Below are 16230 nucleotides of genomic sequence, written 5' to 3'. Positions count from 1 at the left end.
TCAATCTATTGGATTTAACCGGTATGATCCAGACGCGAACCTAAGGTTTCTAAATGCATCGGGAAAATATTATTTTTACGGTCTGCAAAATAATGTCTTAGTGTATGTTCTACACTTGGGAAAGCCAGCTCGGTCCACGGAATATCTGCTTCATCGAATAAACGTGCTTCGATGGTTTCCTCACCAGCACCAAATTTTCCATCAATCAGATTGGCTTTGAACAGCACATAAATCTGGCCAATACGCGGAATGTTATACATACAGTACAACTGCTCAATCTCCACTTCGGCTTCAGCTTCTTCACGGGTTTCCCGTGCAGCACCTTGCTCCATGGTTTCAAACAGTTCCATATAGCCGGCAGGTAAAGTCCATAAACCGTAACGCGGTTCAATGGCGCGGCGGCACAGCAGGACTTTATTGTCCCAGAGTACCAGCGCGCCACAAATGACTTTTGGATTAATATAATGAATAGAGCCACATGAATTACACACGCTGCGGATTTGTTGGTCGCCCAAAGGAATTTTTTCGGTCGTTTTATGTCCACAATTCACACAGAAGTTCATATTCATCATCAATGATAAAAGTAAGCTCAGGATAACTGAAAAATCAAAATTTGGCATCATTTCTATCCCGCTGAATCAAAAATCAGCTATGATGAAATTATGATCATGGCTAGGGCTGAAAGAATGGATGCGCGTGAGTTGACACAAAAGTTGCAGCAACGATTACGCTTTTCCAGGCGTATTCGATCTGCGCATGCTGCCGTGTTGATTGCGATCACCGATGAAGCTGATCCCAAAGTATTGCTGACCCGCCGTTCGGCCTATTTGAATAATCATGCCGGAGAGGTTTCGTTTCCGGGTGGCAAGCGCGATCCACAAGATACCAGCAATATTGTCGTGGCTTTAAGAGAAGCCTATGAGGAAACGGCATTAAATCCCTTTGATGTGCAGCTGATGGGGGACTTGCCCATGCAGAAAGCCCGTAATGGCATGCTGGTTAAGCCGATTGTCGGGCTGATTCCGCCGCAAGTGCAGCTGATTCCGCAACCAACGGAAATCGACCGGATTTTCTTTGCCTCATTGCAACATTTGCTTGAAGCCACGCCCACACCTTATGAAGTCCGCTTTGCCCAGCAATCTTTATATTTTCCAAGTATGCGGGTAGAAAATGAAGTGGTCTGGGGATTGACGGCACGTATGCTGATTTCTTTGTTCCAGTATGGATTGGATTATAAAAAAGACTGGCCATTCCTGCTCAATTCACCAAGTTTTAAACGCTCCAAATTTTTTTAACCATTGAACAGGATTTTATCAATGTTGTATAAATTTCAGGGACACACACCGACTGCTACACAGCAGCCATGGGATGGCTGGGTCGCACCAACGGCAACAGTAATTGGACAAGTCGAACTCGGGCAGCAGGTCAGCATCTGGTTTGGTGCTGTGGTACGGGCAGATAACAGTAAAATCAAACTGGGTGATTTCAGCAATGTGCAGGAAAATGCTGTGCTGCATACCGATGCCGGTATTGAGATGCAAATTGGAAATTATGTCACCATCGGACATCAGGCCATGCTACATGGCTGTACCATTGGTGATAACAGCCTGATCGGGATTCAGGCGGTGATTCTGAATCATGCGGTGATTGGCAAGAATTGTATTATTGGTGCCAATGCCCTGATTCCTGAAGGCAAGATCATTCCGGATAATTCGGTGGTGATGGGTTCACCGGGCAAAGTGGTGAAAACGCTGGATCAAGACAGTATTCAAAAGCTGAAAATGAGTGCCCTGCACTATGCCGGGCATTTTCAGAAATTTCAGGATCTGGAACAAATTCAGCTTTAATACGATGTTCTAGAGAATCATGATAAGCCTAGAATTTTCTAGGCATTTTTGTATCTGTTTCGGGAAAATCTCGCGTAGCGGATATGAGTGGAGTATTATATCCGCGTTTTTTATATTCTCTGAATTAAGGTTGTGCATGAAAGTGCTGGCATTGGAGACTGCCAATGAGCAGTGTTCCGTCTCTGTGATCGATGATACTCAAGAACTATTTTTTCAGCTTGATGCGCGCGCCAAGGCACAAACGCAAACGATTCTCCCAATGATTGAACAAGGTCTGCAAGATCTTGGATTGACGATTGGCGATTTAACCGCGATTGCTTTTAGTCGTGGTCCGGGTTCTTTTAGCGGCGTGCGGATTAATGCCGCAGTCACGCAGGCGCTGGCCTGGTCAAATGATGTGCCGGTGATTCCGGTGTCGACTTTACAGGCCTTGGCGCAGGCAGCTTACCGTGTACATGGTTTAAGCGAAGTTTCTGCCGTGTTAGATGCACGCATGAGCGAAGTTTATATCGCGAGCTATCAACTGGATGCAGAGGGGATCATGCAGCCGGTCGATGAAGAACAATTATTAAGTTATGCCGAAGGCAGTCAGGCTGTTCGGTTTACGCCGGTGGGCTCTGGTGCTGAGCTGGTACAAACTGAAACTTCAATGTATAAAAATGTGCATGCGACCGCACAGGATATTGCCAGCATCGCACGTGCAGCAGCACACACAGAAAACTGGGTCAGTGCAGAATTGGCGCTGCCGGTCTATTTACGTGATAACGCGTGGAAAAAAATTCCTGAACAAGGCAAAGCATAATTAATTAGGATAAAGCATGGATCTTTTACTGCTACTCAAAGCGGCAATCATGGGTATTATCGAAGGTATTACCGAATTTTTGCCGATTTCCAGTACTGGCCATTTAATTTTGGCATCAGAATTAATGAATTTCTGGACCAAGGAAAAGAGTGATGTATTCGTCATTGCTATTCAAATGGGTGCCATTGCAGCGGTAATTTATGAATATTGGGCCCGTCTTTGGGGAGCAGCAACCGGGATTGTCAGCGGTGAGCCACAGGGTCGTCGCTTAGGGATTGGCCTGATTTTGGCCTCGATTCCAATTATATTGATTGGACTGACCTTGGGGCAAACGGTCAAACAGTTTCTGTTTAATGATATTGCTATTGCCATTGGTTTGATTGTGGGTGGCCTGATCATTATCTGGATTGAAAAACATCCGCCTCAAGTTCGTGCACATGAAGTTGAAGATCTCAGTATTAAAGATGCCATCTGGATTGGTCTGATTCAGGTCTTGTCCTTGATTCCGGGAACCTCCCGTTCAGGTGCGACCATTATCGGTGCGATGTTTTTAGGTGTATCACGTAAGGCCGCGACTGAATTTTCATTCTTTCTGGGTATTCCGGTCATTATTGGTGCCGGCCTGCTGGATCTTTATCAAAGTTATGATGTGCTAAATACTACTGAAGACTGGGCCGTGATCGGGGTCGGGCTTCTGGTTTCTTTTATTTCGGCACTGTTACTCATCCGCGCGCTGGTGGCTTATGTCGCTAAACGCGACTTTATGATCTTTGCCTGGTATCGTATTGCTTCGGGTCTGCTGATTTTATTATTTGCCTATACAGGTTGGAAATTATGGTAAGCGCGATTCGCTTATATGCCGAATCTGACGATCAACAGAAAGCACAGCACTTCGGGGCTGTGCTTTCTTCTCGTGGGGTGCAGGTCGAAATTGAAACGGTTGAAAAACTCAATGCACGTTTCTTTCGTCTGAATCCTGAACTGGCCTTATGTGTGGATGAGAATGGACTTTGGCTTTGTGCCCATGGCATGAAAATGCAACCGGACTGGCAAGCCGAGACCGGACGTTTAAAACGTGCATCTTTAAAATCTGAAATGATTGCACGTGCCTGTCATTTAGCCGAGAAACCGAGCTTGATCGATGCCACCGCGGGTCTGGGACATGACAGTTTATTGATGGCGCATTTAGGTGCCCAAGTCACGCTGGTCGAACGACATCCCATATTATTTACTTTACTTGAAGATACCCATACCCGTGCACAATCTGATGCATTCCTGAGTCAAGTCGTATCACGGATTCAACTGGTCTTTTCTGATTCAGCCGATTATCTGAAGCAGCAAGCCGAGCAGCATCGAACTGTAGATGTGGTCTATCTGGATCCGATGTTCCCGCAGCGGGATCAGAACCAGCAGGCGGTCAAGAAACAGGCGCAAGTCAAAAAACAGATGCAGCTCTTGCACATGCTTTTGCCTGAAGATGGCGAAATGGATCTGGGTGATAACCTGTTGGAATTGGCGCAAAAAATTGCCAAACGTGTGGTGGTCAAACGTCCACGTCTGGCGGTGTTTTTGGCAGAAAAAGAACCTCATCATCAATGGCAAGGTGATGCCTGCCGTTTTGATGCATATTTTCAGCATGAACTTGTGGCTGAATAAGATAATTGTTTCAATATTAAGCAAGGATTTGTTGTATATTTAACAATTGGCATTGATAAAACCGTTATCAAGCATAAACTTATTCAGCACCTTAGCGAGCCACTGATCTCCTTGAAATTCTATGATCGACTTTAAACCCTCCATTAATTTTTGGCACGATTTTAAGAGCAACCAAATTGCCGGGATGTGGTTATTTCTGGGATCTCGGCGTTCATTGCAACTGGTTCGTCCATCGATCATGCAATTGGTGTTCTGGGGGATTCTGGGTGGTTGTGCCAACAGCCTATTTAGCTGGCTCAGTTCAGGCCGTATGGGAGATTTTAACTCTCAAGGTCTGATTAGTTATGCACTTTGGCCTTTTATTGCGCTGATTGTGGGTATCTTTCTGTCGCAACGGATCAATAACCTGCGTTTGATGCTGGTGCCGGCATTGTTATGGTTGGTTATAGATACCCATATCATGCTGTTCCAGTGCCTGATTCAATATCTGGGCGATCTGGACTATCTGCCTTATATCCTCTATGACTATATTCCGACCCTGTTTGTCATGTTATTTGTCTGGCAAAGTCTGGCTGTGGTCTGGGTAATTTCACGTGAATTAAAATGGCCTTGGTGGGAGCGTGCGCTGATTATGCTGGCGACCCTGTTTACGCTGGTGGTCTGGCAAATTTCAGTCAAAGATCAACCGATCTGGAAAGTCGAAGAAATTCCACCGAGCTTTGCCGAAGATGCATTTTATGCGCAGCCAATTTTGCTGAACAAAGCCCTGGAAAATATCGAATACGGTGAATTTGCCCAATCGCACTGGTATTTTATGGGCGTGGCTGGCGCAAGTTATCAGGATGTATTTCATTCTGAAATTGAGCGGATTAAAGAGCAGTTTGATACCCGTTTTGGCACTTATGGCCGTTCTATTGCTTTGGTCAATCATCCGGCGACACGTACCACCCTGCCGATTGCCTCCAAGACCAGTATGGAACTGGCATTGCGCCGTATGGGCCAGCAGATGAACCGTGAAAGTGATGTGTTATTTTTATATATGACCTCTCATGGTCTGCCAAATGTGTTTGAAATGGAAAATGCGCCGCTAGATTTGGCCCAGGTCGATCCAAAATGGTTACGTGAAACACTGGATGCAGCAGGCATTCGCTGGCGTGTGATTGTGATCTCGGCCTGTTTTTCCGGCAGCTTTGCTTCGGCCCTGCAGAATGACAATACCCTGGTGATTACGGCTTCGGCAGCCGACCGTCAGTCTTTTGGCTGCTCCAATGAAGCGGATTATACCTATTTTGGCCGTGCATTCTTTGATGAAGCGATGCGTGAAAATAGCAGTCTGCAAGCCGCGTTCGAACAGGCCAGAGATACCGTAGCAAAATGGGAATCAGCGCAAGGCTTCGAGCCTTCAGAACCGCAATGGGTGATTGGCAAGAATATGCAATTGATGTTGCCACAGCTGGAACAACGTTTATTTCCGCAAACCAGTACAATGACACAATCACCTTAGATCAATGTCATCAGCAGATATGCTGCAATCATAAGGAATATGCCATGGAACTCGTACAGAACAATAGAAGCTTTGAAGGTGAACAGCGGATTTATCGCTTTGATTCGAAAGTACTGAAAACATCCACCAAATTTGGTATTTATCTGCCGCCTCAAGCCCTAGAAGGTCATAGCTGTCCGGCATTGTTTTATCTGGCAGGCTTGACCTGTACCGAGGAAACCTTTGCGATTAAGGCACATGCGCAGCGTCTGGCAGCACAATTGGGCCTGATTTTAATCACACCGGATACATCGCCACGCGGTGAAGCTGTGGCAGAAGGCGATCACTGGGATATCGGTCAGGGAGCAGGTTTTTATATCAATGCCACCGAAGCGCCGTGGGCTGAACATTATCAGATGGAAAGCTTCATCGTCGATGAACTCTATGCGCTGGTCATTGAAGAGTTTGTGATTCAGTCGGGTAAGATTGGCATATTCGGTCACAGTATGGGAGGACATGGTGCATTAACTCTGGCTTTTAAATATCCAGAAAAATTTAGTTCAGTTTCGGCTTTTGCACCGATCTGTGCACCAAGCCAATGTCCTTGGGGAGACAAAGCTTTCTCGAATTATCTGGGTGAAAACCGTGAAGAATGGCTCAAGCATGATGCGACTGCACTGGTTAAAGAGAAAGGGGCCTTATTCGCTGACATCCTGATTGATCAGGGTTTTTCAGACCAGTTCTATAGCCAGCTGAATCCGGCGCTGTTCCAGCAGGCCTGTGATGTCGTGAACCAGTCGCTGACCTTGCGTGAACATCAGGGTTATGATCATGGCTATTACTTTATTCAAAGTTTTATGGATGACCATCTACAGTTTCATGCGGTACAGCTTCAGCCTTAAATTTAACATTATTCATATAAAAAAGCCCTACTAGATATAAGATCATCAGGGCTTTTTATCGCTTATCTTTGCCAGTCTGCTGTTAAATCTTCCTGTCCCATGCGAATGAGATGATCCAGAACCACATTTTCCAGTTTATCGAAATCGGTAGATTCATCGCTACTTTGGATGGTCACCAGCAAGTGCTCAGTCTGAGGAATTAACATCAGCTCTGCACTCGGAAAATGAATCAGGAACTGCTGGTCTGTTTCTTCGATGGTAAACTTATGCTTCCAGTGATTGGCCAGGCGTTTGGCAAGGCGCTGCGCCTGTTGAGTCTGGATCTGGGCGGTACTTTGCATTCTTACTCCTCTAAACTTTTTATCCTTGTCAGGACTTTAAACCAAATTGAAAGGCATTCATAAGCCTTAAAGCGTTACACAGCGTTTTATTCTTGCAACATCAAGGTCACAGTAGCCGGACTGGATTTGTTATAATGAGAAAAATCCAATTTTAGCTAGCCAGGTTCTCCCATGTCCAAGCCATATTTAATTGCACCTTCAATTTTATCTGCCGATTTCGCCCGATTAGGTGAAGAAGTCGAGAACGTCTTGGCAGCAGGGGCAGATGTTGTTCATTTTGATGTGATGGATAATCATTATGTACCGAATCTGACTTTTGGTGCAGGCGTTTGTAAGGCATTGAAAAACTATGGGATCAAAGCCCCGATTGATGTGCATTTGATGGTGAAACCGGTAGATCGTATGATCGGGGATTTCCTTGAAGCAGGTGCCGATATCATTACCTTCCACCCGGAAGCATCTGACCATATTGACCGTTCTTTACAGTTGATCAAATCGGGTGGTGCAAAAGCCGGTTTAGTCTTTAACCCGGCCACACCGCTGCATTATCTGGATTATGTATTAGATAAAGTAGATCAAATTCTGTTGATGAGTGTAAACCCGGGTTTTGGTGGACAGAAATTCATTCCGATGACTTTGGATAAACTGCGTCAGGCCCGTAAACTGATCGATGCTTCAGGGCGTGATATTCAGCTGGAAGTCGATGGCGGTGTTACCCCAAGCAATATTCGTGCAATTGCCGAAGCGGGGGCGGATATGTTTGTCGCTGGATCTGCTATTTTTGGCAAGCCGGATTATAAAGCTGTAATTGATGAAATGCGTGCAGAATTAGCCAAAGTTGGTCAGGTTCAACTCTAATCGCTAAAAAGTAGTATGCACATAAATATGTGGATAACTTTATGGATAAGTGTGTAGATATCCATGTGGGTAACCATATGGATATGTTGTGTAAAATGTAATCATTTGTAGCCAGATTGATTATGCCTTAGACGAAGTTTGTATAAAAAGAGCTCAAATCTGGTTCTTTTTATACCTTACAACCCCTCTTGTTTAGGGGTCGTTTATTCATCATAGGTTCATAATCATGTTAAATAAAAAGTGATCAATAGGTCTTAAAATTGTATTTCATTGTATAATCTCTTTGCTCGTTATTTAAATTTAATGGATGTGTATAACTTGATATGCTGCACTTATTTTTGTGAAATTGTTGTTGTTGAATTTGCCTGATCATAGGGGCTATTTCTGAATGATCATTTTGAATATCTACCATAATAACAGCAGCGACAAATGTCTTGAAGATTTGAGTAAGATCAGGTTAAGTTGCATCTCTAAGAGTCATGTTTTGTAAAAATAATCAGGTGTGCGTAATCTGGTTTTATAAATTTTTTTATAGGTAGGAGGAACGACCTCCCTTGTCTATTTCATGCTGAAATGCACAGGAAAAATCGTCAGGACGGCCTGATTCTTAGATAAAAGAGGAGGGCTGCATGGCCTGGATTGCACTTATATTCGCAGGTGTTTTTGAAATCGTTTGGGCATATTCCATGAAATTGTCCGAAGGATTTACCCGATTAACGCCAAGTATCATCACCATTTTCTTTATGATTCTCAGCTTTGCCTTACTGGCCTATGCCATGCGTACTTTGCCATTAGGCACAGCTTACGTGATCTGGACCGGAATCGGGGCTGTGGGTTCATTTCTGATCGGGATTTTAGTTCTGGGTGAGCCGACATCGGCCATGCGTATGCTGGCTGCAGTATTGATTATTTCCGGTCTGGTGCTGATGAAAGTATCTTCTTCATAATTTGTTTCAGCCTGTCTCGGTGAACTGAGTTAAAATAGAAAATAAACTCCGCTGATCCGGGACAGGGTGTAAGCATGAACTTAAGTTATCTCTATATGGATTCTCCAGTCGGTCAGTTACGACTGGTCGCGAATGACACCGCACTGGTAGCTGTGCTTTGGGATTGTGAACAGCCGAATCGGGTGAAACTGGCGACCTTGGTGGAAGATCCGCAGCATCCGGTATTGATTGAAACCAGACGCCAGCTTCAGGAGTATTTTGCTGGTCAGCGCAATGTTTTTGACTTGCCTTTGGACTTTGCCGGAACCGATTTTCAGAAAAAAGTCTGGCAGGCTCTGCTGAATATTCCTTATGGCCAGACCCGAAGCTATCGCGATATTGCCGAGCAGGTGGGTAATGTTAAAGCAGTGCGTGCCGTGGGTGCAGCCAACGGGAAAAACCCGATTTCGATTATTGCACCCTGTCATCGGGTGATTGGCAGCAGTGGTAAGCTGGTGGGCTTCGCCGGTGGTTTGGATAAAAAAGAAATTCTGTTAAATATTGAGCGAACGCATTAAGATCGAAGTCTTAAAATAAATGAAAATTAGAATATTGAACATTCCACATTACAGATATTAAGTTCGCTCTGGTCCAGTGTATGGTGGATTTTTCTGCTGTTCTTTGGCGTGATTGTTTTTAAATTATTTAAGCCATTTTTAAAAGGGAAATTAGGAGAATTTGCGGTTGCTGCCCATGTCAAACTGTATTTAAAAGACCCTGAATACATTCTGCTGAATGATTTGACCCTTCCAGATGGAGCAGGTGCCACCACACAAATCGATCATCTGCTATTAAGTCCTTATGGCATCTTTGTGATTGAAACCAAAAACTATAAGGACTGGATTTTTGCAAGCGCGCGTCAGAAACAATGGACCCAGAAAATTTATAAAAACAGTTATACATTTCAAAATCCGATTCATCAAAACTATAAACACATCAAAGTTCTGGAACAATTACTGACTGATATTGTGGAGCCAGATCTTTTGCATTCCGTGATTGTATTTATGCCGGATGCGGTATTTAAAACACCAATGCCGAATGAGGTATTTTGCGGTGCAGGCTGGACCGATTATGTGAAAAGTTTTGATCAACAGATGATTTCTGAAACAAAATTAAAACGGATACAACTGCGTTTAGAAAAAGAGCTTTTAGAAAAATCCTGGAAAACCAATCGGAAACATGTAGAAAGCTTAAAACAGCATAAGCAGCCTTAAAATGATTTATAGAATCAAAAAAAGCCTTTGAATCATTCAAAGGCTTTTGCATTTACATAGTTGAGGCTTTCAGTTTTTCGGTCATTTCAGTCAGAACTTTAATCCGCTTTACTTCATCCCATAAGGCTTTGGCTTCAGGATAATGTTTCGACATCATGCCGAGCCATTGCTTGTAACGACCGACCATCCCGATCTCAGTTTTGGCGGGGCCATTGATAAAACGAATTTGCAGTTCCAGCAGTTCATTCCAGTTCATCAAAGGTGCATCCGAATTTTGACGGATACATTGGGTCAGGTCGGGTGTGGTCACGGCACCACGGCCAATCATCAGGTCTTCGCAACCGGATTCCAGACGACACTGTTTGGCATCGGTATTGTTCCAGATTTCACCATTGGCAATCACATTAATTTTCAGTGCTTCACGAATCGGTTGTAGCTGGTCCCAAAAAGCAGGCGGGGTATAGCCATCGGCTTTGGTGCGCGCATGCACCGTCACCCAAGATGCTCCTGCATCTTCAATAGCATGGGCATTGTCCAGCATAAAGTTGCGGTCCATATAACCCAGACGCATTTTCGCAGACACCGGAATATGCGCCGGTACTGCATCCCGCACGGCTTTGACTAACTCATGTACCACTTCGGGTTCATCCAGTAAAACGGAACCGCCGCGATGACGGTTCACGGTTTTCGCAGGACAACCAAAATTCAGGTCGATTGCCGGTGCACCCATCGCGGCAACTTTGGCTGCATTTGCTGCCAGCATTTCCGGATTATTTCCCAGAAACTGCACATGTACCGGCGTACCCGCCGCCGTCTTGCCATCATTGAGCAATTCCGGGCAGTAACTGTGATAAACATGATCGGGCAGGATAGAGTCGGTGACACGGATAAACTCGGTCACGCACCAGTCAAAGCTACCTACGGATGTCAGCACATCACGCATAATCGGATCGGTTAAGCCTTCCATGGGAGCAAGCACAAGTTTCAACGGTGCACACCTGTAAATTTAAAACGGTGTTATACGTTTTTTTAGGCAGCCTGTCTAGGCTGGATGGGAATTGAAATCTGAGAACCTGAAAATTGAACTTTTTGGGCTGATATAAAAAGGCCCTTAATGTGGATTAAAGGCCTTTAAAAGTGAAGCTTAGGATGATTTAGCGATATCCAGCCATTTTAATCAGCCAGTTTCTCGACTTTCATACTCTCACGATAATACTGACAGCCCTTGTACAACAGGAAGCAACCAATCAATCCGGCAATGGCATTGACGATCGAGATCGAGTTACCAACCATTAAGGTATTCTGGAAATATTTATCCGTTATTAATGCCACAGCGGTGGTTCCGATGCCTAAGGCAATCAGGTTTGAAACCAGCAGGAACTTGGCAGATACCTGTGCGCGTAGCTGGTTTGGTGTCAGCATTTGCGTAGCAGCAGCCGATGCAGGAATCGGGAAAGTGGAGAAGAACATCGCCACAAAAATCAGCGCAAATGAAAGCTGCATATTATCGACCTGAGTGAACAGCACACTCGGAATAATCAGCGCCGCACAGCCAATGGCACCGGTACGAATTGCAGCATCGCTATAGCCACGTTTCGAGAAGAAGTCGATCAACCAGCCACAGAATAAGGCACCCGAAGTATTCGCGACTAGAATAATCGTCCCAAGGATATAACCGGTTTGACTCGCATCCAGACCGAAATTACGCATGTAATAGGCAGGTGCCCAGCCCAGCAGCGAATACAGCATCATGGTGTAAAAAGAAAAGCCAATAAAATGACAGAAGAAGGTCTTTTTATGTGTCTTGATAAAACCAATCGAATTTTTGAAAGAGGCTTTAATGACCTGGCCATCCTGATCGACTTTCATACCCTTACGTGCAGGTTCACGCACCGTCAGCACCATGAGTAGGGCTAGTAATACGCCTGGAAGACCCACAATCATAAAGGTAAGTTGCCAGGTTTTCACTTCACCAATGAGGGGTAAGGCTACGAAGCTGACATCTTTTAGCAGGCCAATCACATAGCCGCCAATCAGGAAAGCTAGGCCCGAACCAATAAAGGCACCAATCGCATATACACCGAGTGCACGGCCTAATTTATCTTTCGGAAATAAATCGGCAACGATTGAATAAAAGGCAGGGGAAAGCGCAGCTTCACCGGCACCCACACTCAGACGTGCAATAAACATTTGAATAAAGTTTTTACTGAGGCCACAAGCCGCTGTAGCGAGACTCCAGAATGCAATCCCGGTTGCAATAATTTTAATCCGTGACTTTTGATCCGCCAATGCGGCAATGGGCAAGCCCATAATGGCATAAAATAAGGAGAAGGCCAGACCCTGTAACAGACTAAACTGAGTATCGCTCAGCATTAAATCGGCTTTAATCGGTTCAATCATGAGCGATAAAATTTGACGGTCTACAAATGACAGAATGTAAGCCACCATACAAATGACCACCACATACCATTGATAGGTGCTGCTTTCCGGTGGTGGTTCAATCTGTTCAGACAGCGGTACGGCCGTTTCTGTCGGTATAGGCTCAAAATTTTGATCTGTTGGTTGAATCGTCCTTTCAACTATTTCTAGGTTCAGCGATTTATCATTCATCATGCAACATCCTGTGCTGATCGTTTGAGATATTTATTTGATACTTTTAATCTGATTGTTATTTTTATGTTGTATCGCATTTAAATAATCTAGAGGCTAAATAGATAGACGTCAATCTGTTTTTAAAAATAGATACAAATAATTTTTAAAGATAAAAAAAAGGAATCATAATGATTCCTTTTTTTTGTATGAATTTTTAGCCACGTTCAACCAGCGTTAAAATATCGTAGGTTGCAACCAGTTCATTGCGCTGGTTTTTCACTTTAATATCCCAGACCACGACACCATGTGGTTTCTGTGCCGGATCGCGCAGTGCTTTTGGAGTTTTCTGCTTACAGGTCAATTCTACCTGAATGGTATCGCCAATTTTCACTGGTTCAACAAAGCGCAAGTTGTCCATACCATAGTTTGCAATGACTGGGCCCTGAGCAGCATCAACGAATAAACCGGCCGCGGCAGATACCACGAAATAGCCATGTGCCACACGTTCACCAAACAGGGATTCTGCTGCAGCAATCTTGTCCATATGCGCATAGAAGTGATCACCGCTCAGGCAGCCGAAATTCACCAGATCGGCTTCGGTCACGCTACGTCGTGCAGTCAGTAAACGCTCACCGATACGCAATTCATCAAATGATTTTTTGAATGGATGCACACGGTCTTCAAAGACCTGAGCACCAGCCGTCCAGCTATGACCGACTTGGGTCATGGCATTCGGGGAACCTTGAATTGCAGTCCGTTGCATATAATGTTTCACTGCACGTAAGCCACCGAGCTCCTCACCGCCACCGGCACGTCCCGGTCCGCCATGCACCAGCAAAGGTAGTGGCGAGCCATGTCCGGTACTTTCTTTGGCACTTTCAGCATCCAGAATATGGACACGGCCATGCCATGGCGCAATTTTGCTGAGCAGTTGTTCAATATTTTCATCGGTATTGCGTACGATGGATGCTACCAGACTACCTTCGCCACGTGCCACCAGGTCAGCCAGCTGAGCCAGGTCAGTATATGGCATTAAAGTGACTACAGGTCCAAAGGCTTCAATTTTATGAATATTTTCTGCCTGAGCCGGTGCTTTGCAGACCAAAACTGTTGGTGGATAACATGCGGACTTCTCAGTATTTTGTACTTGAATCTTAAAGTCCTGACGCAAGTGACTACCGAACACAATTTCTGCATCCTGGCTGAGCTGTTCAACTTTTGCCGCGACATCATGTTTCTGTTTGACGCTGGCCAAAGCACCCATTGTCACGCCTTCCTGAGCCGGATCACCGACAACCACTTTTTTCAGTTTTTCAATCAGACGGTCTTGTACTGTATCCAGCAGCTCGGCTGGAACAAAGGCACGACGAATGGCGGTGCATTTTTGTCCGGCTTTAGTGGTCATTTCACGGAAAACTTCACGAACAAATAAATCAATCGTTTCATCATTGGCTTGCGCCGTCAAAATCGCACTATTGACCGAATCTGCTTCCATAGTGAATGGAATCGAGTAGGCATTTAAGTGTGGATGCGAACGCAGTTTTTGCCCGGTTGATGCAGAACCGGTAAAGGTGACCGTATCCTGAGGATTTAAATAATCAAACAAATCATAAACCTGTCCGCAAATGAGCTGCAATGAACCTTCTGGCAAGAAACCGCTTTCATGAATGGCTTTGACCACGGCATGGGTCAGCTCGGCACCTTCGGTCGCCGGTTTGACAATACAGGGTACGCCTGCCAGTAGCGTAGGAGCGATTTTCTCCAGCATGCCCCAGATTGGAAAGTTAAAGGCATTGATATGCACGGCAACACCGGCTTTAGGCGTCAGAATATGTTTCGCGCCAAAGCTACCTTGCTTAGAAAGAGGAATCCAGGCATCTTCGACCCATGCTGTTTCATCACTCAGTTCACGACGCACCAAACTCGAATAGGCATATAAGGTGCCAATCCCGCCTTCAATATCAATCCAGGCATCTTTACGGGTACAGCCGGTCGCCTTGGCAAGTTCATAAAAGTCTTCTTTGCGCTCCATCAAATACTGTGCCACTTGCTTCAGTGCATTGGCACGTTGATGGAAGGTCCATGTGGCGATAGTCGCGCCTTTTTGTTTGGCATACTTGACTACAGCTTGGGTATCGATGCCCTGACTGCCGACCTGATAAACCGCTTCACCGCTAATGGCATGATAAACCGTACGTAAATCGGCTTGCGCTGTGTATTCCTGGCCGTACACCAGTGAAGCTAAGCTTTTGATGGCAATAGGATTATGAGTTGATTCAGTATCTTGATAATCCATTGTGCTTGAGTTGCTGTCTAACTCTAACATGGTAAAAACTCCATTTATGATACGTTTTGAGATGTATTTTAATTTTGATGTTTCATAATTTGTGTTGAAAAAGTGAAAATGTCAATCATAAATCTGTGTTTAAAAATGATTAGGAATAAAATAAAAAATATTAAACTATATAAAACAATCATTTATTAAAAATAAGCAATAAAAATTAAATGATACCAATAAATAGATATTGATTTTAATTTTGTATCGTTTTAATTTGAGTGTATCAACACTTGGGATAAGTGAGGGAACAATGAATAATCAACAACAAATCTTTGATCAAAAGATTGAAAAGGATATTTCCATCGAGCCGAAGGACTGGATGCCGGAGGCTTATCGTAAAACTTTAATTCGTCAGATTGGTCAGCATGCACACTCTGAAGTGGTGGGCATGTTGCCGGAAGGCAACTGGATTACCCGTGCACCGACTTTAAAACGTAAAGCCGTGCTGATGGCAAAAGTTCAGGATGAAGCCGGTCATGCTTTGTATCTGTACAGTGCTGCAGAAACCCTGGGTGCCGATCGTGACGACATGATGGATAAACTGATTGCCGGTCGCATGAAATATTCCTCAATTTTTAACTATCCAACCCTGAGCTGGGCCGATGTTGCAGCGATTGGCTGGCTGGTGGATGGTGCGGCTATTGTCAATCAGGTTGCGCTGTGCCGTACGTCTTACGGTCCTTATGCCCGTGCCATGGTGCGCGTTTGTAAGGAAGAGAGTTTTCATCAGCGTCAGGGCTTTGAAGCCATGATGGAATTGGCCAATGGTACGCCGGAACAAAAGCAGATGGCACAGGATGCGGTGAACCGTTTCTGGTGGCCGGCACTGATGATGTTTGGTCCAAGTGATGATAATTCACCGAATAGTGCACAAAGCATGCAGTGGAAAATTAAATTATTCAGCAACGATGATTTACGTCAGAAATTTGTCGATAACACTGTATCGCAAGTCTTGCAGCTGGGTTTAACCGTTCCCGATCCAGACCTTAAATTCAATGAAGCAACCGGACATTATGAATTTGGTGAAATCAATTGGGATGAGTTCTTTGCGATTCTTGCAGGCAAGGGACCGTGTAACCATGAGCGTATTGAAGCACGCCGCAAAGCTTGGGAAGGCGGTAAGTGGGTACGTGATTCAGCAGCAGTCTATGCGCAAAAACAGCAGCAACAGTCAGCAGCACAAAAAGTTGCTTAAAACAGTTTGATCAATA

At 44.7% G+C, this 16230-nt stretch carries 17 protein-coding genes; 12 read left to right on the top strand and 5 right to left on the bottom strand.

Going from position 1 to position 16230, the window contains the following annotated elements; genetic code table 11:
• Window positions 1-14: 14 nt before the first annotated feature.
• Window positions 15-563, bottom strand: coding sequence for an NUDIX hydrolase (locus tag FTV29_RS06620; RefSeq protein WP_167381261.1), 549 nt, complete (start codon window positions 561-563; stop codon window positions 15-17).
• 123 nt (window positions 564-686) lie between these two features.
• Between FTV29_RS06620 and FTV29_RS06615 the strand changes: the two genes are divergently transcribed.
• The 7 genes from FTV29_RS06615 (at window position 687) to fghA (ending at window position 6690) form a co-directional block, all read left to right on the top strand.
• The gene (locus FTV29_RS06615) at window positions 687-1295 is read left to right on the top strand and encodes a CoA pyrophosphatase (protein WP_005095870.1); all 609 of its coding nucleotides are present in this window, start codon (window positions 687-689) and stop codon (window positions 1293-1295) included.
• A gap of 24 nt (window positions 1296-1319) precedes the next feature.
• Complete coding sequence (locus tag FTV29_RS06610; RefSeq protein ID WP_373683528.1) at window positions 1320-1847, top strand: gamma carbonic anhydrase family protein; 528 nt, start codon at window positions 1320-1322, stop codon at window positions 1845-1847.
• A gap of 136 nt (window positions 1848-1983) precedes the next feature.
• A complete protein-coding gene (gene tsaB / locus FTV29_RS06605; protein WP_005095873.1) occupies window positions 1984-2649 on the top strand; it encodes a tRNA (adenosine(37)-N6)-threonylcarbamoyltransferase complex dimerization subunit type 1 TsaB in 666 nt (221 codons plus the stop codon).
• A gap of 16 nt (window positions 2650-2665) precedes the next feature.
• A complete protein-coding gene (locus FTV29_RS06600) occupies window positions 2666-3490 on the top strand; it encodes an undecaprenyl-diphosphate phosphatase (protein ID WP_005095875.1) in 825 nt (274 codons plus the stop codon).
• A complete protein-coding gene (locus tag FTV29_RS06595; RefSeq protein ID WP_100328964.1) occupies window positions 3484-4305 on the top strand; it encodes a class I SAM-dependent methyltransferase in 822 nt (273 codons plus the stop codon). Before FTV29_RS06600 ends, FTV29_RS06595 begins: the two co-directional genes overlap by 7 nt.
• Window positions 4306-4426: 121 nt before the next feature.
• Window positions 4427-5809: a C13 family peptidase gene (locus FTV29_RS06590; protein ID WP_159138551.1), complete on the top strand. Its 1383-nt coding sequence runs from the start codon at window positions 4427-4429 to the stop codon at window positions 5807-5809.
• Between the two features lie 44 nt (window positions 5810-5853).
• Window positions 5854-6690, top strand: coding sequence for an S-formylglutathione hydrolase (gene fghA, locus FTV29_RS06585; protein WP_074384094.1), 837 nt, complete (start codon window positions 5854-5856; stop codon window positions 6688-6690).
• A 62-nt stretch (window positions 6691-6752) separates the two neighbouring features.
• Here fghA and FTV29_RS06580 read toward each other — a convergent pair whose 3' ends face one another.
• A complete protein-coding gene (locus FTV29_RS06580; protein ID WP_005095882.1) occupies window positions 6753-7031 on the bottom strand; it encodes a DUF2218 domain-containing protein in 279 nt (92 codons plus the stop codon).
• 171 nt (window positions 7032-7202) lie between these two features.
• On the opposite strand from FTV29_RS06580, the gene rpe reads away from it, so the two are divergent.
• The 4 genes from rpe to FTV29_RS06560 all read left to right on the top strand — a co-directional run bounded on the left by rpe (window position 7203) and on the right by FTV29_RS06560 (window position 10089).
• Window positions 7203-7889 carry a ribulose-phosphate 3-epimerase gene (gene rpe / locus FTV29_RS06575; protein ID WP_005172476.1) on the top strand — a complete coding sequence of 229 codons (687 nt, stop codon included), beginning with the start codon at window positions 7203-7205 and terminating at the stop codon, window positions 7887-7889.
• A 629-nt stretch (window positions 7890-8518) separates the two neighbouring features.
• Entirely contained in the window at window positions 8519-8836 is a 318-nt protein-coding gene (sugE, locus tag FTV29_RS06570; RefSeq protein WP_005095886.1) for a quaternary ammonium compound efflux SMR transporter SugE, read from the top strand.
• A 74-nt stretch (window positions 8837-8910) separates the two neighbouring features.
• On the top strand, window positions 8911-9393 hold the full coding sequence (locus FTV29_RS06565; RefSeq protein WP_005095887.1) for a methylated-DNA--[protein]-cysteine S-methyltransferase: 483 nt from the start codon (window positions 8911-8913) through the stop codon (window positions 9391-9393).
• Window positions 9394-9426: 33 nt separating this feature from the next.
• Complete coding sequence (locus FTV29_RS06560; RefSeq protein WP_159138583.1) at window positions 9427-10089, top strand: nuclease-related domain-containing protein; 663 nt, start codon at window positions 9427-9429, stop codon at window positions 10087-10089.
• Window positions 10090-10141: 52 nt separating this feature from the next.
• Here FTV29_RS06560 and FTV29_RS06555 read toward each other — a convergent pair whose 3' ends face one another.
• From FTV29_RS06555 to paaZ, 3 genes are all read right to left on the bottom strand, one after another.
• A complete protein-coding gene (locus tag FTV29_RS06555) occupies window positions 10142-11077 on the bottom strand; it encodes a tRNA-dihydrouridine synthase (protein ID WP_005095890.1) in 936 nt (311 codons plus the stop codon).
• A gap of 185 nt (window positions 11078-11262) precedes the next feature.
• Window positions 11263-12702, bottom strand: a complete 1440-nt coding sequence (locus FTV29_RS06550; RefSeq protein WP_159138552.1) for an MFS transporter — start codon at window positions 12700-12702, stop codon at window positions 11263-11265.
• A 193-nt stretch (window positions 12703-12895) separates the two neighbouring features.
• Window positions 12896-15007, bottom strand: a complete 2112-nt coding sequence (gene paaZ, locus FTV29_RS06545) for a phenylacetic acid degradation bifunctional protein PaaZ (protein ID WP_159138553.1) — start codon at window positions 15005-15007, stop codon at window positions 12896-12898.
• 262 nt (window positions 15008-15269) lie between these two features.
• On the opposite strand from paaZ, the gene paaA reads away from it, so the two are divergent.
• Window positions 15270-16214: a 1,2-phenylacetyl-CoA epoxidase subunit PaaA gene (gene paaA / locus FTV29_RS06540; protein ID WP_005095897.1), complete on the top strand. Its 945-nt coding sequence runs from the start codon at window positions 15270-15272 to the stop codon at window positions 16212-16214.
• Window positions 16215-16230 lie beyond the last annotated feature (16 nt).

Origin of the sequence: Acinetobacter sp. YH12254 (assembly GCF_013417415.1) — a bacterium.
Classification (GTDB): Bacteria; Pseudomonadota; Gammaproteobacteria; order Pseudomonadales; family Moraxellaceae; genus Acinetobacter; species Acinetobacter pseudolwoffii.
Note: the sequence above shows the minus strand (reverse complement) of the source record. Positions and strands in the feature narration are given on the sequence as shown.

Coding starts and splice junctions, on each gene's coding strand:
- FTV29_RS06620 (WP_167381261.1), bottom strand. CDS start 563: ATGAACTTCTGTGTGAATTGTGGACATAAAACGACCGAAAAAATTCCT.
- FTV29_RS06615 (WP_005095870.1), top strand. CDS start 687: ATGGATGCGCGTGAGTTGACACAAAAGTTGCAGCAACGATTACGCTTT.
- tsaB (WP_005095873.1), top strand. CDS start 1,984: ATGAAAGTGCTGGCATTGGAGACTGCCAATGAGCAGTGTTCCGTCTCT.
- FTV29_RS06600 (WP_005095875.1), top strand. CDS start 2,666: ATGGATCTTTTACTGCTACTCAAAGCGGCAATCATGGGTATTATCGAA.
- FTV29_RS06595 (WP_100328964.1), top strand. CDS start 3,484: ATGGTAAGCGCGATTCGCTTATATGCCGAATCTGACGATCAACAGAAA.
- FTV29_RS06590 (WP_159138551.1), top strand. CDS start 4,427: ATGATCGACTTTAAACCCTCCATTAATTTTTGGCACGATTTTAAGAGC.
- fghA (WP_074384094.1), top strand. CDS start 5,854: ATGGAACTCGTACAGAACAATAGAAGCTTTGAAGGTGAACAGCGGATT.
- FTV29_RS06580 (WP_005095882.1), bottom strand. CDS start 7,031: ATGCAAAGTACCGCCCAGATCCAGACTCAACAGGCGCAGCGCCTTGCC.
- rpe (WP_005172476.1), top strand. CDS start 7,203: ATGTCCAAGCCATATTTAATTGCACCTTCAATTTTATCTGCCGATTTC.
- sugE (WP_005095886.1), top strand. CDS start 8,519: ATGGCCTGGATTGCACTTATATTCGCAGGTGTTTTTGAAATCGTTTGG.
- FTV29_RS06565 (WP_005095887.1), top strand. CDS start 8,911: ATGAACTTAAGTTATCTCTATATGGATTCTCCAGTCGGTCAGTTACGA.
- FTV29_RS06550 (WP_159138552.1), bottom strand. CDS start 12,702: ATGATGAATGATAAATCGCTGAACCTAGAAATAGTTGAAAGGACGATT.
- paaZ (WP_159138553.1), bottom strand. CDS start 15,007: ATGTTAGAGTTAGACAGCAACTCAAGCACAATGGATTATCAAGATACT.
- paaA (WP_005095897.1), top strand. CDS start 15,270: ATGAATAATCAACAACAAATCTTTGATCAAAAGATTGAAAAGGATATT.